We start from the raw sequence: 25,430 nt of genomic DNA, 5'->3' as shown, positions 1-25,430 counted from the left end.
CGGGACTTGTGAGTAAGTTATTAATTTTATTTATTTTAAACCTTTCCCCCTTTAGGGACTAGGAGTTTATCCTTCTGTAGAATCTTCTGCTCCAGCTTGTGCTTCAGCAGTTTCTTTTTTAGTTGGTCTTTTCTCGCCAGCAGCTCTAGGCTCTTTAGATTCTGGAGCATCAGCAGCAGTTTTAACAGCTACAGCTTCTTTTTCAGCTTCATCATCTTTTTCGCGCTTGCGCTCGTCTAATCCTTCTTCAATTGCTTTGATAATTACATCAGTAATCAATAAAATTGATTTTGTTGCATCATCATTTGCAGGAATTGGGAAATCGATGTTAGATGGATCAGAGTTAGTATCAACCATTGCAAAAGTTGGGATGTTTAATTTCATCGCTTCTGCTACAGCAATATGCTCTTTTTTAACGTCGATTAAGAAAATTGCAGCCGGTAAACGGTTTAAATCTGCAATACCACCTAATAAACTTTCTAATTTGATACGCTCACGTTGGATCATCAAACGCTCTTTCTTAGAAAGAATTGAGTAAGTACCGTCTTTAGTCATTTTATCGATGGTAACCATCTTTTTAATTGACTTGCGAACAGTTGCAAAGTTGGTTAACATACCACCTAACCAACGCTCGGTTACGAAAGGCATGTTTACTTTTTTTGCTTGTTCAGCAACAATTTCTTTAGCTTGTTTTTTAGTTGCTACGAATAAGATCTTACGACCTGATTTTACGATTTGTTTAATCGCTGCTGCAGCTTCTTCAGTTTTAGTTAAAGTTTTGTTTAAATCTATAATGTGAATCCCATTGCGTTCCATAAAAATATATGGTGCCATTTTCGGATTCCATTTGCGGGTAAGGTGACCAAAGTGTACACCTGCATCCAATAAGTCTTGATATGTAGTTCTTGCCATTGTGTTTGTCTCCTTTAAGATTAACGTTTACTGAATTGGAATTTCTTACGTGCTTTTTTACGTCCTGGTTTTTTACGTTCAACCATACGCATATCACGGGTCATTAACCCTTTAGCACGTAATGCTGGTTTTTTCTCAGCATCTAATTCAACAATAGCCTTAGCAATTGCTAAGCGAACAGCTCCTGCTTGTCCTGTAACTCCACCACCTTTTACATTTACAGTAACATCATATTTACCTAGCAATTCAGAAACTTCTAAAGCTTGGTTAACAACGTATTGTAATGGTAATGTTGGGAAATATTCTTTGTGGTCTTTACCGTTAACGGTAATAATGCCGCTGCCTTCTTTTAAATAGATACGGGCAACTGCAGTTTTTCTTCTACCTGAAGTATTTGTAACTGACATTTCTTTTCTCTTTTAATTAAAGTTTAATGGTTTTTGGTGCTTGTGCCGAGTGCGGGTGTGCATCTCCAGCGTAAACAAAAAGATTGGTGTACAATTTTTTGCCCAATTTAGTTTTTGGTAACATACCACGAACAGCCTTCTCAACTACGCGAGTAGGGTGTTTTGCCATTAATTCTTTAGGAGAAATAAATTTTTGACCACCTGGATAACCAGTATAAGAAACATATTGTTTATCGCTAAACTTGTTTCCAGTCAATTTTACCTTGTCTGCATTAATAACAATAACGTTATCACCGCAGTCTACGTTTGGGGTAAATTCAGGCTTGTGTTTTCCTCTAATAATCATAGCGATTTTAGAAGACAAGCGCCCCAAAATCTCTCCTTGTGCATCAACTACAACCCACTGTTTATTAACAGTTTTGGCATTGGCAGAGACAGTTTTGTAACTTAACGTATTCACTTGCTTTTATTTAATTTGTTAAAAAATATTTTTATTCCCTGTTTTTTAGGGACTGCAAAGATAGGGAGAATACTTTAATTGTCAAAGAGTTGAGAGAAAAAAATTACCCCAACCCCTAAAGGGGCTTTTTATTTATCGAAACCTGCTGTTTATCTGTTCAAAGTCCCCTTTAGGGGGTTTAAGGGGTAAAGCAAGGATTTATGGTTCTTTTGATTGGCAGTCTGGCTTTGCGCTAAATCTTTATTTTCAGCTTTGACAACTTTCTTTCAGCCTTGCTATTAAAGTTGTCAAAGCTCAATAGAAAATAAAGGATATCGCTGCAATCCAGCTTTTACGGCAAATACAATGAAAGAAAAGAGGGTTGCAAATTAGGCTACAAATCATCAGGCTTAAAACCAATTCGTTTTCTTGGCTGGTTTTCCTTATCAATTAGCTTATCTAAATAGCCAAAAACAAGTTCTTAAAAATCAAACCACCCCGGTCTTCGACCACCCCTCCAATGGAGGGGAATTTAGGTCGCAATTCCCCTCCATTGGAGGGGTGCCTGCAAGGCGGGGTGGTTATAAAGCTTGCTATATTCACTCAACAAATTTCTCAACCTTGTAAAAATTCTTACAATTTGAATGTTCACTTGTATGGCTTGTTGGCTATTTAATATGCTTGATAACATTAATACGCCATGTTAGGCAAAAGCAAAAGGAGAATAGCGCAATCCCATCTTATCAGAATTGGAGGTCACAAATTTTCACTTCCAATTCTCCAATTCACTTTTAGTAAGCTCAAACATAAAGTCTTCAGGAAATCTGTCTATATTTCTCTTTGCAGCTTGCTTTAAAACTCGTGTTTCTACCCCCATAAAGTTCCGCTAAATCACGGTCTAGCATCACTTTTTGGTTTCTGATCACATAAATTTTGTTTACAACAATATCATCTGATAGTATTGCAAGGTTTTGTTTGTTGGTCATAGGTATATTAAATATAAAATTTATTTTGGCTTTTGGAGGTCACAAATTATGACATCAAAATTTAGCTATCTTCCATTATTCTTCTCCAGCAATAAATTTATATCTTCGCTTCATGTCATCACATCACATAGTTAGAGAAAAACAAGAACCAGCATTGTATATTCATCATTTAGGTAACTTTGATGAAGAATATTTAGGGCAACTTTTAGAATGGAGCCCAACTTTAATTGTTGCTGCAAGCGAGTATGAAAAGGTAATTTCGATGGGCTTAAAAGTGGATATTGTTTTTGGTAATGATGAAAACTTGAACACTCAAGAAAACACAAAGTGGATGTTTACCCCTCATGAAAGTTTGCCTACAGTGGTAAAATATTTAATCTCAGAAAAATATCCGGCAGTAAATATCATTAGTGTAGAGAATAAATTTGATGATCTGGCTTGTTTTTTAAACGACATCAACATTGTTTTATTTACTGAAACCGAAAAAAGTTATGCTGTAAAAAAGGATTTTAGTGTGTGGAAACCAGCAGGCTCAATTTTTAAGATAGACATAGTGGCTTACTTTGAAACCGATAATTTAAAGCAAATAGATAATGGAGATTTTGTAGTGATAAAAGATGGTTTTGTAAGCTTCAATTTTATGGTAGATTATTTGTTTTTGTCTGAGCCTTTGAATTAATTATCATGATACTTTTAAGAAAAGCGAAAGAGGCTGATTTACAAATTATCAGCGATTTAGCTGAGCGAATTTGGCCACAAACCTACAGTGAATACATTAGCGAAGAACAGTTAAGATACATGTTAGACTTAATGTACAGTAAAGCAGAACTTCTTTTTCAGCTGCAAGAAGGTTACAATTTTATCATTGCTGATGATGGCAAAGAAGATGTGGGTTTTGCTTGCTCATCGCTAATTGAACCAGAAACTGCCACTTATAAACTACACAAATTATATGTTTTACCAGAAATGCATGGTAAAGGTGTAGGTAAAATTTTAATTAACGAGGTTAAAAATTTAGCTGTTCGCGAAGGCGGAAAATTTTTACAACTTAACGTAAACAGAAATAATAAAGCAGCTGATTTTTACCAGAAAATTGGCTTTAAAATAAAAGAAACCGTTGACGTGAATATCGGCAACGGTTTCTATATGAATGATTATGTGATGGAAATTGAGATCAGTTAACAGTTCTCAAATTCACAGTTTTCAATTGACAATTGCCAACTGAAAACTGCCAATTGAATTAATTCCCTCTTATTGGATCTTTTGGCTTTGCTACATTTGGATATTTGAAAGTTTTCATTTCCTGTTGCAACAGTTTTACAGTTCTTTCTAATTGCGGATCTCTACCTTCTATTAATTCTTTGGGAGTTTGCTCAATAAAAATATCTGGTGCAACACCTTCATTTTCGATGATCCATTTGCCTTTAGTATCATAAATACCAAAGTTTGGCGAGGTAATACTTCCTCCGTCTAATAATTTAGGATAACCGCTAATGCCAACTAAAATACCCATAGTTGTACGACCTACCAATTGTCCTAAACCTTTCTGCTTAAACATATAAGGCATCATATCGCCACCAGAACCAGCATTTTCATTAATCAGCATTGCTTTAGGACCAAAAATACCATTACCTGGTGTGGTAAAACTTTTGCCATCTCTAATTGCCCAATAGCTAATTAAATCTCGGCTTAGTAAATCAATTACATAATCTGCTACAGAACCACCACCATTATTTCGTTCGTCTAACAGCAATGCTTTTTTATCCATTTGCGAGAAATAGTACCTGTTAAAATAAGTAAAACCATCCTGACCAGTGTTGGGCATATAAACATAAGCAATTTGGCCATTGCTCATTTGGTCAACTTTTTTACGGTTTCGCTCTACCCATTCCATTTTTCTCAATTCCATTTCTGCTCCAATAGAAATTGGCAAAACCACAACTTCTCTGGCACCGGTTAAACTTGGTTTTGTATTTACTTTAATAGCTACTTGTTTGCCTACTTTAAAATCAAACAAGCTATAAATTGAGGTAGTTGAAGTAACTGGAACTCCATTAACCGCAACAATGTAATCTCCTTCGTTAATGTTTAAACCTGGCTCTGCTAATGGTGCTTTAAAGCTTGGATTCCAATCTAAACGGTTAAAAATCTTTTTGATTTTATAAAAACCATTCTCAACTTCATAATCGGCACCCAGCATTCCTACAGCTACAGCAGTTGCAGTTGGCTCATCGCCAGGATAAATGTAATTGTGACCAACCACCATTTCGCCCATCATTTCGTTAAACAAATAGGTTAAATCAGAACGGTGGTTTACATGAGGTAAAAACTTCTCGTATTTAGCTTTTACAGCTGGCCAATTTGCACCATGCATGTTTTCTACATAAAAGTATTCTTTCTCCATTTGCCAAACTTCATTAAACATTTGTTTCCACTCGGCAGCAGGATCTACTAAAACTTTAATTCCATCAAGTTTCACTTTTCCAGTTTCGGGTGTAGCAGGTTTTTGCGCTGCAGGAACAATAAAATATCCACCTCTTGAGGCATAAATCATACTTTTCCCATCGGCACTAATGCCAAAACCGCTAATTCCAGTAACTAAAGATTTCGATTCCATTTTGTTTAAATCGATAGCATTTAGCTCACCGTTTTTTAGATATAAGAGCTGTCCTTCAATAGATCCATCTAAGTAAGATAAGCCATTAGCTATTGGCAAAGCGATAATTCTATTACTTAAATCATCTAAATCAACAACAATTGATTTAACTTCTGGAGTTTTAGCTTTTGTTTCCGCTTCTTTCTTATCCGAAGTTTTTTTATCCTCTTTTTTAGGCTCATCCTTTTTAGGCGCTGACTCTTCTGGTTTTACGCTTTCTTCATCGCTTTCTGTTTTATATAAAGAAGGTGTTTTTTTTGCTAAAATTAAAGCATAAGCATTAAAACTAACAGGGCGTTGGTAGGCCGACATGTGCAATCCGCTACCAGCCAAACCAATATCAGTGCTTGCTGTGCAGAATAAATATTTACCATCTTTACTAAACGATGGATTGTTGGTGTTACTCATTCCATCAGTTACTTGTGCATGTGTTGCTTTTTCTAAATTATAGATGTAAATAGCGCTTACTCCACTTTCTAAAGTTGCTACATAAGAAATCCATTTAGAATCTGGCGACCATGATGGCTGTAATTGATTGTATGTTCTATTGGTGTGCGAACCTAAATTATCTTGTTTAACCAATACAGGTTTTTTAGTATTGATATCGATGTAATATAAATTTAAGTGACTATCGCTGTAAAACAGTTTTTTACTATCTGGCGACCAAGTTGGCGAGAAATAGAAGTGTGTGCTACCTAAGTTGATGTATTCTGGCTCACCTTTGCTTACTTGATTTTGTAATACCAATTGGTATTTTCCATTCTTATCAGATAAGTAAGAAATGTATTTTCCATCTGGCGACCAAGCTGGATATTTTTCATAACTGCCTGGCGAATTAGATATATTTCTTGCATCACCTTTTTCTTTTGGAACAGTAAAAATTTCACCGCGGCTTTCGAATAAAGCTCTAACACCTTTTGGCGAAATATCATATCCTCTAATATCACTTGCTAATTCTTTAAAGTTAACACGTTTGTAAGGCGCATCTGCCTGTATACTAATACTAATTGCAGTTTCTTTGTTGGTAGCAGGATCAAAAACATGAATTTTTCCGCCCTGCTCAAAAGCCAATTTACCATTACCAGCAACTAAAGATTTAATGTCGAAATCTTTAAATTTAGTTAACTGATCTACTTTTTTAGTTTTTACATCGTAGCTATACAAGTTTAATGTTAAATCTTTATCCGATAGGTAATAAACTTTGCTGCCAACAAATTGTGGTTTTACATTATTAGAGGTATTGCCTGGAATAATTTCGATATCATTAGTGTTGGTATCGAAAATCCAAACGCTTGGCATGCCTCCGCCTCGGTAACGTTTAAAAGCAACATTAGAGCGGTCTGATGGGTCGGTGTTTTTAATATAAGCCCAATATCGTTGGTCTGCAGATGGCGAACCTTGCACAGCTTCTGGCATTGGTAAAGCTTTTTCTTGGGTTCCATCTGCCTTTATACGATACATTCTTGAGGTTAGCGTATAATTGTAATCACGAACTGCCGTGAAATACAGCTCTTCATTATTTAGCCAACCTCTAATCACATCGTTACCCGGATGATAAGTTACTCTTTTTGGTGCTCCACCTTCTATCGGAATGATATAGATATCACTATTGCCATCGTAATTACCCGTAAAAGCGATATGTTTCCCATTTGGAGAAAAAACAGGCGATTGCTCTACTGCTGGATTTACTGTTAATCTTTTAGCATTGCTGCCATTTAAATCCGAAATCCAGATATCGCCACCATATACAAAAGCTAGATTATTGGCGCTAACCGCTGGGCTGCGTAGCAATAAGGTTTCATCACTTTGTGCATTTGCCGTTTTTGTTAAGCAAAGCGATAAACCAGCCAACAAAAAAAGTTGATTTAGTTTGTTAAATTTCATTGTGTTTGTTTGGTTTAAGGTTTATTGTCTTGGTGCTAATTTTGGGATACGAGCTGGCGTATCAATTCCTTTAACTATGCTAACCGCACTTTTAGCAATTGCTTTTATGGTTGATAAAATATTTTCTACATCTAAGGTTTTATACTCGTCGGTAACTTGATGGTAATGTGGATCAACATCAATTTGATCGGTACTGATGGTATGTGCTGGAACCCCAAGAGCAGCTAAGGTTGCATTATCACTTCTGTAAAACAACTGCTCTTTAATGTATGGATCTGGATGGAAAGTAAATTCAGTTCCTGCTAAGTTTTTCTGTAAAATTTTGCCGAAATCAGATTTATCATAACCCGTAATGAAAGCGGTATTTTTACCAAATTTACTGTCTTTCCCAATCATCTCGATGTTAAACATGGCAACTACATCATCAGGATTTAATTGTTGCGAAAAATATTGCGAACCATACCCACCAACTTCCTCAGCAGTAAAAGCCACAAAAATTAAAGTGCGCTCGTTATTGTTTGCTTTTTTATAATATTTAGCCAAAGCAATCATTGCAGATGTACCCGATGCATCATCGTCAGCACCATTCATAATGCTATCGCCATTTTTAGCCTGAACTATGCCCATGTGATCGTAGTGACCAGAAAACACCACTAATTCTTTCGCCTTAGATTTACCCGGAATAATACCAGCCACATTAAATAAAGGCATTTTTAGCACTTCGTTTTTTAAATCAACTTTAAAATCTTTGGTAACTGTATCTTTATCGAGTACAAAAACTAAAGCGCTTTGCTTTGCTGTGTTTAGATCTTTTTCGTCAACTGGCCTACCGGTTTGCCCTTGTAAGCGTTTAAAAATATCAACAAATTTAACATCAACTAAAATCAACTGTTTTTTGCCACTTCTACTAATTACCCTGTATTGGCTCAAAAAATCTTTATTCGGATCTAGCTTAATCCAACCATCGCTATTGGTTTGATCAAAAGAAAGTTCTTTTGAATTGTTACCCATTACCACTATGTTTTCACTTGGTATAGCTTGCCCATCAATAGTAACTGAAACTGTAGTTGGCTTTAATTGATATTTATAAAAAGTTTGGCGATAGCCAGTTGCACCTTCAAGTGGTTTTAAACCAATCTGCTTAAATTCGTTTTCTATAAATGTTGCAGCTTTATCAATGCCAGGCGTAAAAGTTCTACGACCTTGCATTTCGTCGCCAGCCAAAGTTTTAATCAAGTGATCTACGTAATCTTTGGTAATAATTTTATTGATGTCTTGGGCATTTGCAACACTAGCTACAAAAATGACAAGGAGTGTGTAAATTGTTTTTTTCATATTCTTCTGTATTTTAATCCCATCAGGGATTTGGGTTGGTTTATTTAATCTGTGAGTTTAGCCAATTGTCTCTAAATGTTTGCATTGCTGATGTTAATATTCCGCCTGTTTTTTCTATCGAAACTATTTCTAATGTTGGGTTTTCTGCTAAGGTAAGTTGAGTTTTTTTCTCTTGTCCGTGGTAACTGTATGTAATTTCAATTACATCTCCAGGTTTTTTAGACTCAATTATTTTGTTTAACGAAGCTTGGTCTTTTACCTCATTACCATCAATACTTACCATAATATTATCGATATCTAAACCAGCATTGTAAGCTGGTGTACCTTTTAAAGTTGCCCCTAAAGTTGCTTTTCCATCTTCGAAATTCACTCTCCCAAAACCTGTAAATGCCTTGCCAGGATTAGCTTTTCTTAACACATAGCCTGCATTAAGCAATAATTTTGTGTAATCATTTTTAGCCGTTCCGTGAACATAGTTTTTAAAAAAATCTGCAGCAAAAGCTGGATTTTTTGTTAATTGAGCTAAAACCTTCTCCAAATCTTGCATGGTATAGGCAATTTCAGGTTTACCATGTGCTTTCCATAAAGCTTTCATGTAATCATCAAGCGAAAGCTTAAACTCGGCCCGTAAACGTAAATCTAAAGCTAAAGCAACCGATGCGCCGTAAATGTAGTAAGAGGTGAAAATATTGCTTTTATTTGTTTGATCTATTGCCACACCAGCATCAGCAAAAACCGCATACTGACTGGCTTGTACTGGCGAAAAATTTTGAGCACCAGGCGATGTTAAAACCGTATTGATAATTCCATTGAACGTTTGAGCAGCGTTTTCATGCGTTCTAAAACCTGCTCTGGTTAATAACAAATTGCCATAATATTGCGTAAATCCTTCAGCTAACCATAAACCATCGCTTATGTTCGAGTGCTCGAAATTAAAAGGCTCTAATGTTTTTGGTCTTAATCGTTCTACATTCCACGCATGAAAAAATTCATGAGAAAAAGTGCCCAACAAGCCAGATTCGTAACCTGCAATTTTTGGGGTACGCTGTACAATTACAGTAGAGTTTCTATGCTCCATTCCATCACCAGCGTATTGTGGTAAAACATCATGTAAAAAGTAATAATTACCATGATCAAACTTTGGCAACTCGCCCCAAACTGCTTCTTGTTCGGCAACAACTTTTTTAAGCATTGTAGCGTAATTATCTACAGTAGAAAGTTCATCATTAGAGTGAGAAATTAAATGGATGGTTTGTGTTTTTCCGTCAGCAGATTTTACATCCCAACTAACCGATTTGTAAGCGGCAATTTCGGTTGGGCTATCCATAAAATACTGCAAATTTGGAGCACTGTAAACTCCATTTTCCTCTTGCTTTAATTGCGTAGCAACTTTCCAATTCAGCTTTTCATCATAAATAAATTTTACTTTTCTAGCTCTGTTATCCCAACCAATTGGATAAATAAAAGTTGCAGGCATATTCATGTGTGCATGAGTTTCATCAAAACCTGCATAAGTTCCGTCAATCCAATTACCAAAAAGTGTATAGGTAATGCTCACGCTTACCCCATGATTTGGGATGGTGTATTCATCGCCTGCTGGCTGCGTAATTTTTAATTCTTTTCCGCTGCCATCAAAAGCCTTTAAGTTATAAACGTTTTTGCCAAATTCGTGTGTAGCGTATCTTCCTGGTGATGAACGGCTCATCCTTATCTTTAACGGACCAACGGGCACATCTCTTAAAAGCATGGTAATTTCTGCTTCGTGATGTATGGCATTTGGAAAATTAACTTCGTAATAAATAGCGTTCTGTTGTGCAAAAACGGCTAAAGAGATTATAAATAAGCTTAAGCTGAGTATAATTTTTTTCATCAAACTAAATTTGCCTTTAAGTTAAAGCTATTGCGCTAAAAAATACAATTATGTGAGAATTATTACTGATAAGACGACGGTTTGATACAATTGGTTGCACCGAAAATTTAAACCGCAAAGGCACAAAGAACACAAAGTGATGCCTTAAAATAAAAAATTAGCCAGTGGCAAAACGTTAACGGGTTATTCCTCAGACAAATCTCTACGAGCCTTGTTTCTAATCTGTTCTTTTCGTTTTTCTATTTCAGTGCCAACTCTAGTTTCATGAATGCCATCTGCAACTTCAATTTCAAAATCTTTATCCTTACCTGAGATATGAACGTGTGCAGTTTCTACATTTTCAACCGCATAATCATACGGGCCACGGCTGCTCATTAGTTTCACAAAAACAGGCAAACACTCAAAAAAGATAAATAATAAACCTATAAACGTAACTGCAATTGCGGTATTAGTATCTTTTGTACCATCAACGTTATAACTCAATTGCCCCAACGCCCAATTTCTATCTGCAAAACCTGCAATGCTACTTAAACTGTCTAATTGCTTACTGGTATACAATTTCTCAGTCATTAAGCCATCAAACTGTTTTCTTCCATCAACAAAAGCTTCCATTTTGCGCACATCTTTAGTTAAAGTATCTAAATTTTGTTCCCGCTGTTTCAGCTCTGCTTCCTTTCTTTTAGCATATGGGCCATAACCCATTACACCCGAAGTTTCATTGGTTTTATTGCCAAAAATCTCAAAATTGAGTTTTTGCCTATCCGCCTTTATGGCCGCAGCTAATGAATCTCTTTCGGCTTTGGCAGTGTTAAGTTTAGTAATTTCTATGGTGTATTTTTTGCCGAAAGCCTTGTTTAAAGTATCAATTTTAGACCGTTGCCCATTTAAGTAACTTACGTTTAAACGCTCTTTAATTTCTTTATCAAAAATCTTTAATTCTAACGGCCTCGAGATTACCATACCAATCATAATAGCCAATAAAATACGAGGAGTGGCTTGCCAAAATTGCTTATTGTTTGATGCATTTTTATTGATGCTTGATACAATATAGCGATCCATATTAAAAATGGCTAAGCCCCAAATAATGCCAAAAAACAGGGCAAATAGCCAAGCAAAATCTCCACCTTTAAACACAAAATACATGGCGTAACCACCAGAAAGTGCCGCAAATAAACCCGTAAAAAATATGGTTGCACCAATACCAAAATACTTGTTGTGTTCTGTAGGATGTTTTTCTAAAGTTTCGAGGTGTACGCCAGAGCAAAACCAAAAAAAGCGGGAGATTTGTTTCATTTGCAGGGTTTAATGTTGTAATTAGATAGTCAATTGCCAAAATTGTTACAATGCTAATTTACTCCGTTTTATTGAGCTATTTGGGTAATGTGAATTAATTGAAGAGCTTATTTTTTAGAAAATGAGCGTTTGGTAACAGGTGGCGGCCAATATCCCCGCTCTACACTACAATCTTTTACCCCTAATCCCGAGAAATCGAGAGTGGTAAAAGTATTTCCGTTTCGATCGGGTTTATAATGAAAGTTAGGTAGCCCGATTGCATTTTGCCTAAATAAGATTATAGTTTAGCCAAATGTGCAGTGGTAACGAAATGTGATTAAGTTTAGCATTATTAATATTTTAGCGAGGACGCCCACATGAGAAGACTCCAGCGTTGGCGTCCACGCCAACGCTTAACTTAATGTGTCCCTGTAGCATAACCATACGGCAACACTTACAAACAAATACAGCGCTTCGAAAAAAATATAATCTAATCTCAAGGCGATTAAATTATGAGATTTTAATTTTAGACTTTCGTAAGACTTTACCTTGTTATTCATTTTTGTACATTTGAAAAAATATTAAATTATGAACCCGACATAATTTAAATAATCAATAATTTTTTAAGATGATTATTTAAATTATCAAAGGCTCCATATTTCCATAAAGCAAATAAAACAAACCAATATGAAAGAGATTTCGGTACAAGAACTAAAACAGAAAATAGATAACAAAGAAGATTTTCAATTGATTGATGTTAGAGAAACTTTCGAGTACGAAACCTCTAATTTAGATGGATTAAACATCCCTTTGGGTGGTATTTTAATTGAAACAGATAAAATTGCAACAGATAAACCTGTAATTGTACAGTGCCGTAGCGGTAAAAGAAGCGCTGCCGCCATTATGCAGTTAGAGCAATTACACGGTTTTGATAACTTATACAATTTAAAAGGTGGTATTTTAGCTTGGCAAGAAGCTTACGACCCGAATATGCCGGTTTACTAATTTTGATTGAGAGAGTTTTGAATGATTGACTGTAGCGTTTTGCGAATATTCAATAATTCAATCCTGTTTACTAATTTTGAATGAGAGAATTTTGAATGATTGAGTGGGCATAACGCATAAATTCACTCATTCAAAATTCAATCCTTCTATCATTTTTATGAAAAAAAAGATATTCCTCAACGTACTTTTTAATATAGGCATTATCCTTTGCATAATTGGCATTGGTTGGGCTTACAACAACAATAGTCCGCTCGTTGTTGCCTTTTTTGCCGCAGCTTTAGTTGCTTTTGCTTACGTAAAAATACAGCTGATAAAGAGTTTAAACAAGGATTTTAAGAAGTAGGTTCTTTAAACAAACCCTCACCACCAACCAAACCCAAACCCGGCAAATCGTTTAAAATATATTTCCCATCCTCAAATTTTGGCTGCTCAAAAGGATTGTTAACCGTTAAAAAAGGTCCATCTAAATCTGCCCAATCGCACAATGGAGCTAACGCTGCACCTGCTAAAGTGGCAATAGAAGTTTCGCTCATGCAACCAATTAAAACTTTCATGCCAAAGCTGCGTGCTTTTAAAATCATTTGGTGCGCTTCGTACATGCCGGCACTCTTCATCAGTTTAATGTTAATGCCATGGTAAGCGCCTTTTAGCGTTTCCATATCGCCAATTCTTTGTACGGCTTCATCGGCAATAATGGGTATGGGACTGCGTTCAGTTAACCAAGCGTTACCATCTAAATTATTTTTATCCATTGGCTGCTCAATCAATAAAACACCCTGGTCGTGCAGCCAATAACACATGTCGATTGCTTGTTTTCTGTCGCTCCAGCCTTGGTTGGCATCAACGTATAAAGGTAAATTGCTTACACTGCGAATGGTTTGGATCAGCTCTTTATCATTATCTCTGCCCAATTTAATTTTTAATACTTTAAAACCTTTGGCATCAGCTACTTTTTCTTTTAAAACTTCAGGTGTATCAATCCCTAATGTATAAGAAGTAATGGGCATTTTGTTTTTATCAGCACCATAAATTAATGCACAAGTTTGATTTAAAATTTTGCCATTTAAATCGTTTAAAGCAATATCAATTGCTGCTTTTACTGCCGGATTTCCTTTTTCAATTTCATTTAAATAAGTATGAATTTCAGCAAAATCAAACGGATGTTGAAACCTGTTAAAATCTACTTTGGCTAAAAAAGCTGCTGCGGTAGTATGGCTCTCGCCCATGTAAGGCACCATACTTGCCTCGCCATAACCTGTAAAACCTTCGTAATCTAGTTTTATTAGCAATAATGGAGTACTTGTTCTGGTAAATTTCGCTATCGAAAATGGATGTTTTAATTCTAATTCAAATTGCTTGCAACTTATTTTCATTGTTTATCGTCTAATCATTAAAGGGTTTCACAACCTTAGGTTATATTTGTTCATCTAAACGCCAATAGCCATGAAAACTATCTCAAGATTACGGTATTTTCTTTATTTATCCATACTAATTGTTGGATGTACCACTGGAAAAAATGCTTTGCAAAAAGGCAATTACGATTTATCTGTATTTAAAGCCATCGATCGCTTAAAAAACGCTCCTAAAAACGAGGAAGCATTATACGTTTTACCCATTGCCTACGATTTAGCTTTAAAGGAACATTTGCGTAAAATTGATGAAGCTAAATTATCGTCGGATGTGTTGAGATGGGAAACTGTTTTAGGTCATTACCAAAAGATTAATCAATTAAGTGATGAAGTGAACAGCTCACCAGTAGCTTTGGGATTGATCAAAAATCCATCAAAATATATTAATGAGGTTGAAGATAGCAAAATTAAGGCTGCTGAGGTTCGTTATGCTTTAGGTTTGAATCAGCTTAACGAGAATAACAGAGCTAGCGCTAAAAATGCCTATTACAATTTCGAAAAGGCGCAATATTTTTATCCAGCTTATAAAGATGTTAGCCAAAAATTAGATGAAGCTTATTGGGCTGCTGTATTAAAAATTGTGGTGCAACCAGTTAGGGTAAACAGCAGTTATTACCAGTTAAGTAACCAATATTTTCAGGATCAGGTAGCTCAATTCATGAAAAATTACCAGCAAAATCGCTTTGTAATTTTCTATTCAGAGCAACAAGCAAATCAACAAAAAGTAAATCCAGATCAGATATTAAGATTAAACTTTGAAGATTTTATTGTGGGGCAAACTTATGTTAAAGAACGTGTGGAGAAAATTAGAAGAGATAGCGTAGTAATTGGAGAAACCAGAACCAAAGCTAAAATTTATGGAACTGTTACTGCTACGCTAAGTATTTTTGATAAACAAGTTTCATCATCTGGTTTATTAGCAATGACTATTTTTGATAACCAAACTCAGCGAATTATCCGCCAGCAAAATATACCAGGCACTTACATTTGGCAAGATAGCTGGGCAAATTACCATGGTGATGAAAGAGCTTTAACTAATCAGCAGTTACAAATGACCAGAAGAAGAGAAATTGCACCGCCACCACCAGCTACTTTATTTGTAGAATTTACGAAGCCAATTTATGCACAATTGGTAAATGAGATTAGTAATTTTTATAATAGGTATTAGGTTTCTCATCATTGCGAACCCGAATTTTGATCGGGTTCGCAATCTCCTTGCTAAAGTTGGGAGATTGCTTTCCGGAAAAACCCTATCGTGTGGACACAAATATTAGGATTTATTAATTTCTCTATGCCGCAAGGCATCAAACTTTTGAAGCATCAAAAGTATGCAAAAATGCTTGTCAATCCCGCCATGTGCCTTTTCACAGGCCCTCGCTCATCAAAAAAACAGCGGCACTTCGTTTTGCTCGCTAGTGATGAATGAAGGCATCTGCTTACTCGAACACAAAACCACTGCGTTTAAGGTTTGTAAGTGCTATTTGTTCTTTTGTACACCTGTTTTTTTGATTTGGCAGGCACTGGGGATTGACGGTAGCTCTTGGCACAAGACAGGAATGTATTAACGGAACTTAGCAAAAAGTCCAAAAATAATGAGCAAAAAGATTTGTCCACACGATAGGAAAAGTCGCGACAGGCTGTGCCTCACAATAACGAGCACATTAAAAACCTTTTTACTTCCAATTGATTTACCAAACCATTTTATTCACTAATATTGCAGCAAATGAACACAGCTGTATACAATCCTTTCAAAAACTTCGATTTTAAAAACGACAAATGCTTTTTAAGTGGCGATACTTTTTCATCGCCTTTGGCAACTGTAAACGTTTTGCCTGATTGGTTATTGAGCATGGCCAACTTAACAGGAAATGAACAAATCCAGCTGTTAGATGAAACGATTAGAACCTATAAAAGTTTAGTTGTGCCTTGTAGTGCTAAAGTTTACGATGAATTTGTATCGCCATTAGAAGATAAAATTGCCTTAGCTTTTGGTAAAGGATATGAAGGTGTATCGGCCTTGCCAGAAATAGATTTGTTTAATTGGATTGGTAAATTGATGTACAGCTTTTTGTATATAGAAATGCAGGGCGCAATCCGTTTACAACAATTAAGTGGAGATGGAATGAACATGTCGCAAGGTTTAATGCACAAGTTTGGCAACTTACACACCATGTTGCAAAGTATATACCGAGAAGTTGTTTTAGAAGATTTTACACCTTGGTCTATTGTTGTTGTGCCATTAGAAAACGAGGAAACGGCATTTAGTTTTAGAGATGAAATTAATACGCTAACTTTCTCCTTAAAATTTAAGGGTTTCGGTATTGTAGCCTGTTTACAAGACAATGGAACCAACAGAAGATACCATCAAGATATTTTAAAAAGTATAAGTGGTAAAAAACTTTCTGAACAACAGTTTGAAGAAATTGCGGCTCGCTTTTTTTATTCGGCTTATTTGTTTAATCGCCTACCAGAATATACCATTATGCCAGTTGATGGCGTGATTTACATTGATGCCATGCCATTACAAGGTATGCAGAACAAACCACTTTTTGATGCTTGGGCACACAAAACTTACGGACAAGTGCTAGAAAATTTTTGGAAACCTTGGGGCCACACGCTTTTTGAAATCATTAAAGATCCAAGAGCGCCAATGAGTTATTTTGACGAACCTTTTTTACCTGCTACCAGTTAAATATTGAATTCCTAAAGTAAGTTTTTCTATAAAATTTGGTATAATTCCAGGTACGAAAACTATCGTAAAAACTAAACCTGTTAGGGCGCCAAAAAAGTGTGCATCATGCCCAATATTATCTTGCCCTCTTTTACCCATATACCACGAATAATATAAATAAAGTACCGCAAATAAAACAGCAGGCATTGGTATAAACATTACCAATAAAAGTGTGGTAGGTTCAAATAAAATGTAACTAAACAAAACGGCACTAATTGCTCCAGATGCACCCAAACTTTGGTAGCCATAATTATCTTTATGTTTAATTAATGAAGGAACATCACTTAACACTAAGCCCAGAAAGTAAAGCAAGCCAAATTGCCAATGTCCAATCATCATCTCTAGCTTAAAAGCGAAGAAATAAAAAGTAAACATGTTAAAAATTAGATGCATCCAATCTGCGTGAATCAATCCGCTAGTAATAAATGTATATACTTTGCTCCCTTTACTTACGGTATAAGGATGGAAAATAAAATTACCCATTAATTGCCTGTCGTTAAAGGCATAAATACTAGTAATTACGGTAAATAAAAATATAATCGAAGCTACGGGAGTTTCGTTTAAGTATTGCATCATGTTATTTTAGGTTTAGTTTGGTGTTTTGCATTAACCTACCAATCGGATAACGCATGGTTGTTTTTTCGAAATAATCGGAGTTTTTGTATACGAAATCTAATTGCATTCTGGCGCTTTTGGCAAATTCAGGATTTTTTAGCTTTTCTGCATCAAGTTTGGCTTTTAAAGATGGGTTCTTTTTCAATAAATCTGCTGCAGTATCTTCAAAAGCGTAACCAGAGTAGCCTTCTTTTTGCCCTAAAATCGAATCGAAAAAATTCCAGTTAAAGAATGAGTCAATAGCTTGTGGTTCTAAGGTTTCAACTATGTATCTATTACTAAATTGGTTTACATAAACCACATAATCACCCTCGTAAAATTGTATATTTTGTTTCACCGTATTTACATTTACTGCCGAATGCTGGTAATGACCTTCGTAAGCACGAGTACTGGTTTTCATATCGCCTATGTAATACGTATCTAAATCTAATTTTATATCGCTTGCTAATTGCTGCATTTTTACATTGTTTAATTTAAGCAAAGCGATAACTTTATCCCAAGCCTTTGGAATGACATAAGCAACGGGTTTATTTACTTTTAAACTGGGCTCAAAATTGTTCCAATATTTGATGGTTTTGGTAAAAGGTTCATTTCTATCGTAATAAAGGCGATCAATTCCACTAATTTCACTTGGTTTATATTTGGCCGTATAACCTTTAAATTCAATACTATCATAAACATTTCTGTTCAATTTCCAATCTAGCGCAAACTCGTTTTGTTTGGCAGTATATTCATCCGCTTTGCGTTTATTCTCTCCAATTATTTTAGCATCGCGAACTACAATATCCTTATAGGCAAACAATAGTTTATAGGTAGATTCTACACGCTTATCAAAACTTTTAAGCATGTGTGTTTCTGGCATAAAGCCGATGGTATTATGTAGCGCAGAATAACCAGTAGAATAGCGTGGATATTCTATAAAACCAGTAATTCCTGTCTCTGGTGTTTCGCCAATAGAATTTACATAAGGTATCAATTCAAATCCTTTGGCTTTCATTTGGCTATACAAATCTGGCACCATTGTTTTGGTTAAATAATTGGCCAGTATCGGATTGAGTTTATCCTTCTGAGTAGGAATTAAAGTCATGGTGTACTGATAATCAGCACCATTACTGGTATGCGTATCTACAAAAATTTCTGGTTGCCAAGTGTTAAATATCTGTTGAAAAGCTTCCGAGTTTTTAGAGTCCGTTTTGATGAAATCTCTATTTAAATCGTAATTTTTGCTGTTCCCTCTAAAACCATAAGCAATTGGGCCGTTTTGGTTGGCACGAGATGTACCTGTTCTATCATGGCTCCCATCAATATTATAAACAGGAATTATACAAATCACTACATTATCAGGAAGCTGATTCGCTTTTAATAAATCTCTGGCAAACATCATGCTGGCGTCTATGCCTTCGGGTTCGCCCGGATGAATTCCATTGTTAATTAATAATATCCTTCGATCAGCCTTTTTTATTAATGAAGGATCAAAAACTCCATTTTTAGAAAGCACCACTAAATGTAAAGGTTTGCCAAAGTCGGTGCTACCATAAGTAAAAAGTTTAGCTTGTTTAGGATGGTTTTTCGCTAAGCCTTCGTAAAATTTTATGGCTTCGGCATAAGTTGTTGTTTCCCTTTTATTACTTAACTCATAAGGTGTTTGTTGAGCCCAACAAGAAACAGCAATAAAAAAAAATATAACGAGGAATAATCTCTTCATAAAACGACATGGATTGACGCCCTAAATTACCTCTTTTATTTTAAAGGCAGCAAATTGTGAAGTAATACAAAAATTTTTGATTAAAAAATTCTTTTAGAAATGCCCACGGGGCCAAAATTATACTTAATGCCTACAGATAAAAAGGAATATAGATCTGGAGATTTATTGGAAAAAATGGCCAATGAATCATTATAACCATCTAAACCTTCACCAAAAGTTACATTTCCTTGGCAGTTTATATTTAAAATGTATCTCAGTTGATCGTAGCTGTCTTTAAAATAAAAGTTCATGCCGAGGTTAACAGGCATTAAAAGTTCAGTGCTTTTGTCTTGCCCCGGAAACTCATAACCCAAGGGAGGAAATTCTGCTTGGGTATTGGGTTTATAGCGAACAATGTAGTTCATCTTATTCTTTATTGCGCCAATACCAACGCCTAAATACAACCCTTTAATTACATTTAAAAAATTATTGCGTTCATAATCTATAAACTGCCCAAGAGCTACTTTTCCATTTAAAGTTAATGCGTTATAATTATTTTTAAACTGCCTATTATGAGGGTTAGTTATGATGTTTCCACCATTAATTTTACCTGCTTGAAACTCTAACCCTACGGATGCAAAAGCGGTAAGATTATAATCTGCAGTTACGTAACCAGCATAACCTTGACTATTCTCTTGAACATCGGCATAAGAAATTGTTGTACCTATACCAGCACCAAGTCCGATTTTATAGAAGTTTACTTGACTATAAACTAGGGTTGCAAAAGACAACAACGAAAGCGTTAAAAGTATTTTTTTCAAGTGCTTGTTTTTTATAGGTTTACCTACAAAAATATAATCTTTAATCAATTTTTTAAATATTATTTTTGAAACGATGAATACTTATACCAACAACGAAACGAAATTACAACAGCGATTTATTAAATATGCTGAAATAGATACGCAGTCTGATGCTAGCTCTACAACATGCCCATCAACAGCAAAACAAAAAAAATTAGCAAAAGTATTGGTTAATGAGTTATTAAGTATTGGTATTACTGATGCCCACTTAGATGAAAACGGATATGTTTACGCAACAATTCCATCAAATACAAACAAAACAGTTCCAGTAATTTGTTTTTGTTCTCACATGGATACTTCACCAGATTGCAGTGGTGAAAATGTAAAGCCAATTATCCATCAAAACTACCAAGGGCAAGACTTGGTTTTGCCTGATGACATCAACGTAGTTTTAAGGTTAAGTGAACATAAAGATTTAAAACATCAAATTGGTAATGATATTATAACCGCAAGCGGAACAACTCTTTTAGGTGCAGATAATAAAGCTGGAGTAGCTGAAATTATGGAGGTTGCTGAATTTTTGATGCAAAACCCAACCGTAAAACATGGTGAAATTAAAATTTTATTTACCCCTGATGAAGAGATAGGAAGAGGCGTAGATAAAGTTGATTTAAAGAGATTAAACGCTGATTTTGCCTACACGGTTGATGGCGAAACTTTGGGTTCAATTGAAGATGAAACTTTTTCTGCTGATGGTGTAAAATTAATTATCAAAGGCGTAAGTGCTCATCCTGGTTTTGCTAAAGGTAAAATGGAAAGCGCAATTAAAGCATTGGCTGATATTTTATCGGCTTTGCCAAAAAACAAACTCACACCAGAAGCTACAAGTGAGAAAGAAGGATTTATACATCCGGTAGATATTAAAGGGAATGCTGAGCAAGCTGAAGCAGATTTTATCATTAGAGATTTTAATGATGAATTGCTAAAAGCTCATGAATTAACTTTAGAAAATGTGGTGAAAGAAGTGATTAAATCCTATCCAAACTCGAACTATGAGTTAAAAATAACCGAACAATACCGAAACATGAAAAAGGCATTAGATCAACATCCTCAAATAATGGATTATGGTATTGAGGCGATAAAAAGAGCAGGCATTAGCCCAATTAAACGAAGTATAAGAGGCGGTACCGATGGTTCGCGTTTATCATTTATGGGTTTGCCTTGCCCTAATATTTTTGCTGGCGAACACGCTTTTCATAGCAAACAAGAATGGGTTTCGGTACAGGATATGGAAAAAGCGGTGCAGACTATCATCAATATTGCTTGTATTTGGGAAGAAAATGCTTAGCTTTTAACATTAAGCAGTTAAGATTATTGAGCAATAAGAGAAATTTTGTACTCTTTTTTCTTAATTCCTTAATGTTAAAATTTATTAGCTCAATGTCAGCTTCGCTAAATATTGATCTTCTTCATCATCAAAAACAACTTCTAAATCCCACCCATTTTGATGAGCTACATGAGCCAATGTACCTTGATCTAAATACAACCAATTGAACCAATTGCCTTTTTGCGCTTTATACTCATAACAGTAACTAACTTCTCCGAAATAATGGTTGGCAGGTTTTTCTAAATCTTCGTATAAGTAAGAAATATCTGATGTATCAAAAATTAGCTGGCCATCTGGGTTAATCATATCTTTAGCCTTAACAAGAAAATCTGCAAAACCCTGTAATGTTCCTGTTAAGCCAATTCCGTTCATCAAAAATAGCAGTGTGTCGTATTTCTCCTTAACTAAATAAATATCTTGCTCAAAAGCTTTTTCTACACCTCGCTGCTGCATTATTTTCACCGCATCGGCGGAGATATCAATAGCCGTTACATCAAAACCTATTTCTTGCAAAAACAATGCATGACTGCCCACACCTCCACCCACATCTAAAATTTTGCCGTAGCATAAACTTATTGCTTTGTGTTCTAAAAAAGGCATTTCATCTTCGCCTCTAAAAAATAAATCTACAGGCATTTCTTCAACTTCGCCGTATGAATTATGTAACCACAAAACATCGGCTTTGCCAGTTTTATAAAAATCGCTGATTGCATTTCCAAATACATCCATTTGGTAAAGGTAAAGAATTGTTTAATTGGCAGATTGGCCAAAAGGATTTTTTTGAGATTGATTAAATTCTACTCGAGTTTTTGGTAAACTATCTGGATAATTTTCTCTGATAAAAGCAATCATATTTTCGCGGATATCGCAACGCAAATCAAACGCCTGACCAGAGTTTCTGGCACTCATTAAAAACCGAACCTCTACATTTAACTCTTTATTATCGGTTACCTGCACAACATTTACTTTTTTATCCCAAAGGGGATGTTCATTTAAAAGTCGAGTTAATTCATCTCGCAAAGGCGGAATAGGTAAATTATAATCTACATATAAAAAAACTGTTCCTAATAATTCTGCCGAAACCCTTGTCCAGTTTTGAAAAGGTTTTTCTATAAAATAAGTTATCGGTAATATTAATCTTCGTTGATCCCAAATTTTAACCACTACATAGGTTAACGTAATTTCTTCCACTCTACCCCATTCACCTTCAACAACTAAAACATCATCAATTCTAATAGGTTGTGTAAAAGCAATTTGAAAACCTGCTAATAAATTTCCTAAAGATTTTTGAGCAGCAAAACCGATGATGATACCACCAATGCCCACACCGGTTAATAAACCCGCACCAATTTTTCTCATACTCTCAAAACTGAGTAAAACTATAGCAATAGTAACCAGAACAATTAATACAATTACAAATTTTCTAATGAATTGTAATTGCGTTCTTATTTTACGTTCTCGAAGATTATTTTCTTTGTTTAAATCGTATTTATGAGCAACGATGTCTTTTAAAATACCAATAAAACCAATTAAAATAACAGAGAAATTAATGGTCAATAAAACTTCAAGCAGTTTTAAAAATTGAGCTTTTGAATGGGCAGAAAGCAACATATAATTGCTGGAAATGCTGAGCAAAAGCAAAGGAATAAAAAATCCAATCGGAGTACTTAAATTTTTAAGTATCGATTGGATTTGAAATGTTGCCCAATAACGAGCAAAAAATTTAAAAGATTTAAGTAAAATAAATTTAATGGCTACCCCAAGTAAAATTGCGCCAGCTCCTAAAATTAAATTTTTTAAAATTGGAGCAATTGAGGAGCCAAAAAAATCATCTAAAAACTGCAAATTAACTAGGTACTTTTACATTAGCTAATTTATCTTTTACGGTATCTTTAATGGTAGATAATTTGTCTTTAGAACTATCTAAAAGTTCGCAAAACCAATCACTTACTTTACCTTTTAATTCATCATCTTTATCTGATGCAATAACTAATGCCACCACAGCACCTAATGCAGCTCCAGCTAATACGCCTGCTAATATTTTTGTTTGCTTTGTCATAATCTAAAGTTTTAATATTTTTCTAACAACTTAGCTTTCATATTGTTCTTTTTAATTGTAAATTTTAGTGGTTAATTTTATACTATGCTTCAAAAACTGTCTTACTTAAACATCATGTTGGCTATTATTTATGTGCTTTTTTATTTTAAAACCATCAACATAAATTCAGTAGGGATATTTTTAATTATCATCATCAACTGGTTGGCTTTAAGAGCTAGTCAGCAAGAAAATTACAAGTTGAGCATTTGGCATTTTGCGGTAGGCTTATGGAGCTTATACTACGCTTGCTACACCGCTTACGGAATTTTTAATATTGTAAGCTCATCACTTGAATACGGCTTTGTTAGCAACGATGTAAATATCTATTTGATATTTGCAAGTACATTTACCATTTGTATTTTAACTCAACTTGTTTTATATGCGCTAAAAGCGAAGCTTAAATAAGAAATACATTATTAAAAAATAAGTAAACTGTACCAAAGCAAAAATCTTATATCAACATTTGTTATTAGATAATATTTGAAAGACTATCAATTCCACAAAATAAATTATGTATTTTAGTACTGATGAGTAAAAGTAAATTTGAAATAAGCAAAGAAAGTGGCCCCCATTTAAGGTTAGCAACTTTAGCAGGTAGTTGGGAAGGCAATACCTCAACTTGGTTTGAGAAAGATATTTTAGCTGATGAAGCACCAATGCGTGCCAAAATTAGTATGCTAATGGATGGTAGATTCATCAATTACGAGTACAGTAGCACATTAAACGGCAAACCTTACGAAGGTATAATGACTTGGGCTTATGATTTAGGTAATGAAAAATGCCAATGTAGCTGGGTAGATAGCTTTCACATGGGTACAGCAATTATGCATAGTGAAGGCCAAGAAACCAGAAATGGATTTAGCGTTACAGGTACCTACGGATGGATAGGAATTGGCGAACCATGGAGCTGGAGAACGGAACTTGAAATCATCAACCCAGATCAATTTATTATAAGAGCATTTAATATTTCGCCAGCCGGCGATGAAGCAAAAGCCACAGAAACAATTTACCACAGAGTGAAGTTGTAAAGCGATTAATAATTAATTTATTTCAAAAACTTAAGCACGCATAAATCCGTAAGTTGTTTACATCTGACAATGAAAGCTGTAAAAAAACAAAATTTACCTTCAAAAATTTGTGTGGTTTGTAACAGGCCATTTTCGTGGCGTAAAAAATGGGAAAAACACTGGGATGAAGTTAAATATTGCAGTGAACGTTGCCGCAATCAAAAAACAAACTAAATGAATTCAAAAACTTTCATTTTCGCTGGGGCATCTAGCGCTATTGCAATATCTGCGGCTAAACAATTACAAGCCGAAGGCCATCAAATTATTGGTTTATCGACTAAAAACACACCCAATGATTATAATGAGTTTTACACCATAAACAAGTATGAAACTGAATATTTTCCTAAAATTGAGGCGCAAATAGATGGTATCGTATATTTTCCGGGCACTATAAATTTAAAGCCATTTAACAGAATTACCATAGCAGATTTTTTAAATGATTACCATATTAATAGTTTAGGTGCTGTGGCTTTTGTGCAAGCATATTTACCAAATTTAAAAATGAGTAAACAAGCTAGTATTGTATTTATTAGCACTGTTGCTGTTACTGCCGGAATGCCTTTTCACTCATCAATTGCTATGGCTAAAGGCGCAGTAGAAGGACTTACAAAAGCTTTAGCGGCAGAACTCGCTCCTGTTATAAGGGTAAACTGTATAGCACCATCACTTACACAAACTCCCTTAAGTGAGAAATTTACCAATACCCCCGAAAAGTTAGAAGCAGCAGAAAAAAGAAATCCATTAAAAAAAGTGGGCAGTGCCGATGAAGTTGCCAATGCCATCACTTTTCTTTTAAGTGAAAAAGCAAGCTGGATCACTGGTCAGGTAATAGGAATAGATGGCGGTATGGGCAATTTAAAATTGATGTAAATA

Annotated in this window: 27 protein-coding genes; 11 read left to right on the top strand and 16 right to left on the bottom strand. The window is 35.1% G+C overall.

Going from position 1 to position 25,430, the window contains the following annotated elements:
- Positions 1 to 66: 66 nt before the first annotated feature.
- The 5 genes from rpsB to FA045_RS18995 all read right to left on the bottom strand — a co-directional run bounded on the left by rpsB (position 67) and on the right by FA045_RS18995 (position 2,744).
- Complete coding sequence (rpsB, locus tag FA045_RS01265; RefSeq protein ID WP_136873627.1) at positions 67 to 912, bottom strand: 30S ribosomal protein S2; 846 nt, start codon at positions 910 to 912, stop codon at positions 67 to 69.
- Positions 913 to 932: 20 nt separating this feature from the next.
- On the bottom strand, positions 933 to 1,319 hold the full coding sequence (gene rpsI / locus FA045_RS01260; RefSeq protein WP_136873625.1) for a 30S ribosomal protein S9: 387 nt from the start codon (positions 1,317 to 1,319) through the stop codon (positions 933 to 935).
- 16 nt (positions 1,320 to 1,335) lie between these two features.
- Positions 1,336 to 1,779, bottom strand: a complete 444-nt coding sequence (gene rplM, locus FA045_RS01255) for a 50S ribosomal protein L13 (RefSeq protein WP_136873623.1) — start codon at positions 1,777 to 1,779, stop codon at positions 1,336 to 1,338.
- Between the two features lie 745 nt (positions 1,780 to 2,524).
- The gene (locus FA045_RS19115) at positions 2,525 to 2,590 is read right to left on the bottom strand and encodes an ORF6N domain-containing protein (RefSeq protein WP_262709600.1); all 66 of its coding nucleotides are present in this window, start codon (positions 2,588 to 2,590) and stop codon (positions 2,525 to 2,527) included.
- A complete protein-coding gene (locus FA045_RS18995) occupies positions 2,574 to 2,744 on the bottom strand; it encodes an ORF6N domain-containing protein (RefSeq protein WP_262709596.1) in 171 nt (56 codons plus the stop codon). The genes FA045_RS19115 and FA045_RS18995 overlap by 17 nt, the downstream gene beginning before the upstream one ends.
- A 112-nt stretch (positions 2,745 to 2,856) precedes the next feature.
- On the opposite strand from FA045_RS18995, the gene FA045_RS01245 reads away from it, so the two are divergent.
- Positions 2,857 to 3,423: a thiamine pyrophosphokinase gene (locus tag FA045_RS01245; protein WP_136873621.1), complete on the top strand. Its 567-nt coding sequence runs from the start codon at positions 2,857 to 2,859 to the stop codon at positions 3,421 to 3,423.
- 5 nt (positions 3,424 to 3,428) lie between these two features.
- Positions 3,429 to 3,926 carry a GNAT family N-acetyltransferase gene (locus FA045_RS01240; protein ID WP_136873619.1) on the top strand — a complete coding sequence of 166 codons (498 nt, stop codon included), beginning with the start codon at positions 3,429 to 3,431 and terminating at the stop codon, positions 3,924 to 3,926.
- A gap of 58 nt (positions 3,927 to 3,984) precedes the next feature.
- On the opposite strand, the gene FA045_RS01235 is transcribed toward FA045_RS01240, so the two are convergent.
- From FA045_RS01235 to FA045_RS01220, 4 genes are all read right to left on the bottom strand, one after another.
- A complete protein-coding gene (locus FA045_RS01235) occupies positions 3,985 to 7,284 on the bottom strand; it encodes a S41 family peptidase (protein ID WP_136873617.1) in 3,300 nt (1,099 codons plus the stop codon).
- 21 nt (positions 7,285 to 7,305) lie between these two features.
- A complete protein-coding gene (locus FA045_RS01230) occupies positions 7,306 to 8,619 on the bottom strand; it encodes a M20/M25/M40 family metallo-hydrolase (protein ID WP_136873615.1) in 1,314 nt (437 codons plus the stop codon).
- Positions 8,620 to 8,659: 40 nt separating this feature from the next.
- Positions 8,660 to 10,489 carry a M61 family metallopeptidase gene (locus FA045_RS01225; protein ID WP_136873613.1) on the bottom strand — a complete coding sequence of 610 codons (1,830 nt, stop codon included), beginning with the start codon at positions 10,487 to 10,489 and terminating at the stop codon, positions 8,660 to 8,662.
- Between the two features lie 183 nt (positions 10,490 to 10,672).
- Entirely contained in the window at positions 10,673 to 11,782 is a 1,110-nt protein-coding gene (locus tag FA045_RS01220; protein WP_136873611.1) for a DUF4407 domain-containing protein, read from the bottom strand.
- 666 nt (positions 11,783 to 12,448) lie between these two features.
- Here FA045_RS01220 and FA045_RS01215 point away from each other — a divergent pair.
- Entirely contained in the window at positions 12,449 to 12,766 is a 318-nt protein-coding gene (locus FA045_RS01215; RefSeq protein ID WP_136838965.1) for a rhodanese-like domain-containing protein, read from the top strand.
- A 157-nt stretch (positions 12,767 to 12,923) separates the two neighbouring features.
- Positions 12,924 to 13,109: a DUF6358 family protein gene (locus FA045_RS01210; RefSeq protein WP_136873609.1), complete on the top strand. Its 186-nt coding sequence runs from the start codon at positions 12,924 to 12,926 to the stop codon at positions 13,107 to 13,109.
- Here the strand turns inward: FA045_RS01210 and FA045_RS01205 are convergent.
- Positions 13,099 to 14,139: a dipeptide epimerase gene (locus tag FA045_RS01205; RefSeq protein ID WP_136873606.1), complete on the bottom strand. Its 1,041-nt coding sequence runs from the start codon at positions 14,137 to 14,139 to the stop codon at positions 13,099 to 13,101. The two genes, FA045_RS01210 and FA045_RS01205, sit on opposite strands and share 11 nt — an antisense overlap.
- Positions 14,140 to 14,209: 70 nt before the next feature.
- On the opposite strand from FA045_RS01205, the gene FA045_RS01200 reads away from it, so the two are divergent.
- Positions 14,210 to 15,343: a hypothetical protein gene (locus FA045_RS01200; protein ID WP_136873604.1), complete on the top strand. Its 1,134-nt coding sequence runs from the start codon at positions 14,210 to 14,212 to the stop codon at positions 15,341 to 15,343.
- A gap of 555 nt (positions 15,344 to 15,898) precedes the next feature.
- Entirely contained in the window at positions 15,899 to 16,867 is a 969-nt protein-coding gene (locus FA045_RS01195; RefSeq protein WP_136873602.1) for a hypothetical protein, read from the top strand.
- Here FA045_RS01195 and FA045_RS01190 read toward each other — a convergent pair.
- The 3 genes from FA045_RS01190 to FA045_RS01180 all read right to left on the bottom strand — a co-directional run bounded on the left by FA045_RS01190 (position 16,850) and on the right by FA045_RS01180 (position 20,026).
- A complete protein-coding gene (locus FA045_RS01190) occupies positions 16,850 to 17,482 on the bottom strand; it encodes a rhomboid family intramembrane serine protease (RefSeq protein ID WP_317130559.1) in 633 nt (210 codons plus the stop codon). The genes FA045_RS01195 and FA045_RS01190 overlap by 18 nt on opposite strands.
- A gap of 1 nt (position 17,483) precedes the next feature.
- Complete coding sequence (locus FA045_RS01185; protein ID WP_136873600.1) at positions 17,484 to 19,226, bottom strand: M14 family metallopeptidase; 1,743 nt, start codon at positions 19,224 to 19,226, stop codon at positions 17,484 to 17,486.
- 80 nt (positions 19,227 to 19,306) lie between these two features.
- Positions 19,307 to 20,026, bottom strand: a complete 720-nt coding sequence (locus tag FA045_RS01180) for a porin family protein (RefSeq protein WP_225871233.1) — start codon at positions 20,024 to 20,026, stop codon at positions 19,307 to 19,309.
- Between the two features lie 73 nt (positions 20,027 to 20,099).
- Here FA045_RS01180 and pepT point away from each other — a divergent pair, with 73 nt between their 5' ends.
- Positions 20,100 to 21,353, top strand: coding sequence for a peptidase T (gene pepT / locus FA045_RS01175; RefSeq protein WP_136873598.1), 1,254 nt, complete (start codon positions 20,100 to 20,102; stop codon positions 21,351 to 21,353).
- Positions 21,354 to 21,437: 84 nt separating this feature from the next.
- Here pepT and FA045_RS01170 read toward each other — a convergent pair whose 3' ends face one another.
- From FA045_RS01170 to FA045_RS01160, 3 genes are read right to left on the bottom strand one after another with little or no spacing between them, the layout of a single operon-like run.
- Positions 21,438 to 22,121 (bottom strand): class I SAM-dependent methyltransferase, encoded by a 684-nt coding sequence (locus FA045_RS01170; protein WP_136873596.1) that lies wholly within the window; start codon positions 22,119 to 22,121, stop codon positions 21,438 to 21,440.
- Between the two features lie 21 nt (positions 22,122 to 22,142).
- Complete coding sequence (locus FA045_RS01165; protein ID WP_136873594.1) at positions 22,143 to 23,237, bottom strand: mechanosensitive ion channel family protein; 1,095 nt, start codon at positions 23,235 to 23,237, stop codon at positions 22,143 to 22,145.
- Position 23,238: 1 nt separating this feature from the next.
- Positions 23,239 to 23,451, bottom strand: a complete 213-nt coding sequence (locus FA045_RS01160) for a YtxH domain-containing protein (RefSeq protein ID WP_136873592.1) — start codon at positions 23,449 to 23,451, stop codon at positions 23,239 to 23,241.
- Positions 23,452 to 23,535: 84 nt separating this feature from the next.
- Between FA045_RS01160 and FA045_RS01155 the strand changes: the two genes are divergently transcribed.
- The 4 genes from FA045_RS01155 (at position 23,536) to FA045_RS01140 (ending at position 25,427) form a co-directional block, all read left to right on the top strand.
- Entirely contained in the window at positions 23,536 to 23,895 is a 360-nt protein-coding gene (locus FA045_RS01155) for a hypothetical protein (RefSeq protein ID WP_136873590.1), read from the top strand.
- A 122-nt stretch (positions 23,896 to 24,017) separates the two neighbouring features.
- The gene (locus tag FA045_RS01150) at positions 24,018 to 24,518 is read left to right on the top strand and encodes a DUF1579 domain-containing protein (RefSeq protein ID WP_136873588.1); all 501 of its coding nucleotides are present in this window, start codon (positions 24,018 to 24,020) and stop codon (positions 24,516 to 24,518) included.
- A gap of 69 nt (positions 24,519 to 24,587) precedes the next feature.
- Entirely contained in the window at positions 24,588 to 24,731 is a 144-nt protein-coding gene (locus tag FA045_RS01145) for a DUF2256 domain-containing protein (RefSeq protein WP_136873586.1), read from the top strand.
- The gene (locus FA045_RS01140; RefSeq protein ID WP_136873585.1) at positions 24,732 to 25,427 is read left to right on the top strand and encodes an SDR family NAD(P)-dependent oxidoreductase; all 696 of its coding nucleotides are present in this window, start codon (positions 24,732 to 24,734) and stop codon (positions 25,425 to 25,427) included.
- Positions 25,428 to 25,430: the final 3 nt, after the last annotated feature.

The sequence above is a fragment of the Pedobacter cryotolerans genome, from assembly GCF_005116475.1.
Classification (GTDB): Bacteria; Bacteroidota; Bacteroidia; order Sphingobacteriales; family Sphingobacteriaceae; genus Pedobacter; species Pedobacter cryotolerans.
The sequence above is the reverse complement of the archived record's forward strand: the minus strand, read 5'-3'. Positions and strand labels throughout refer to the sequence as shown.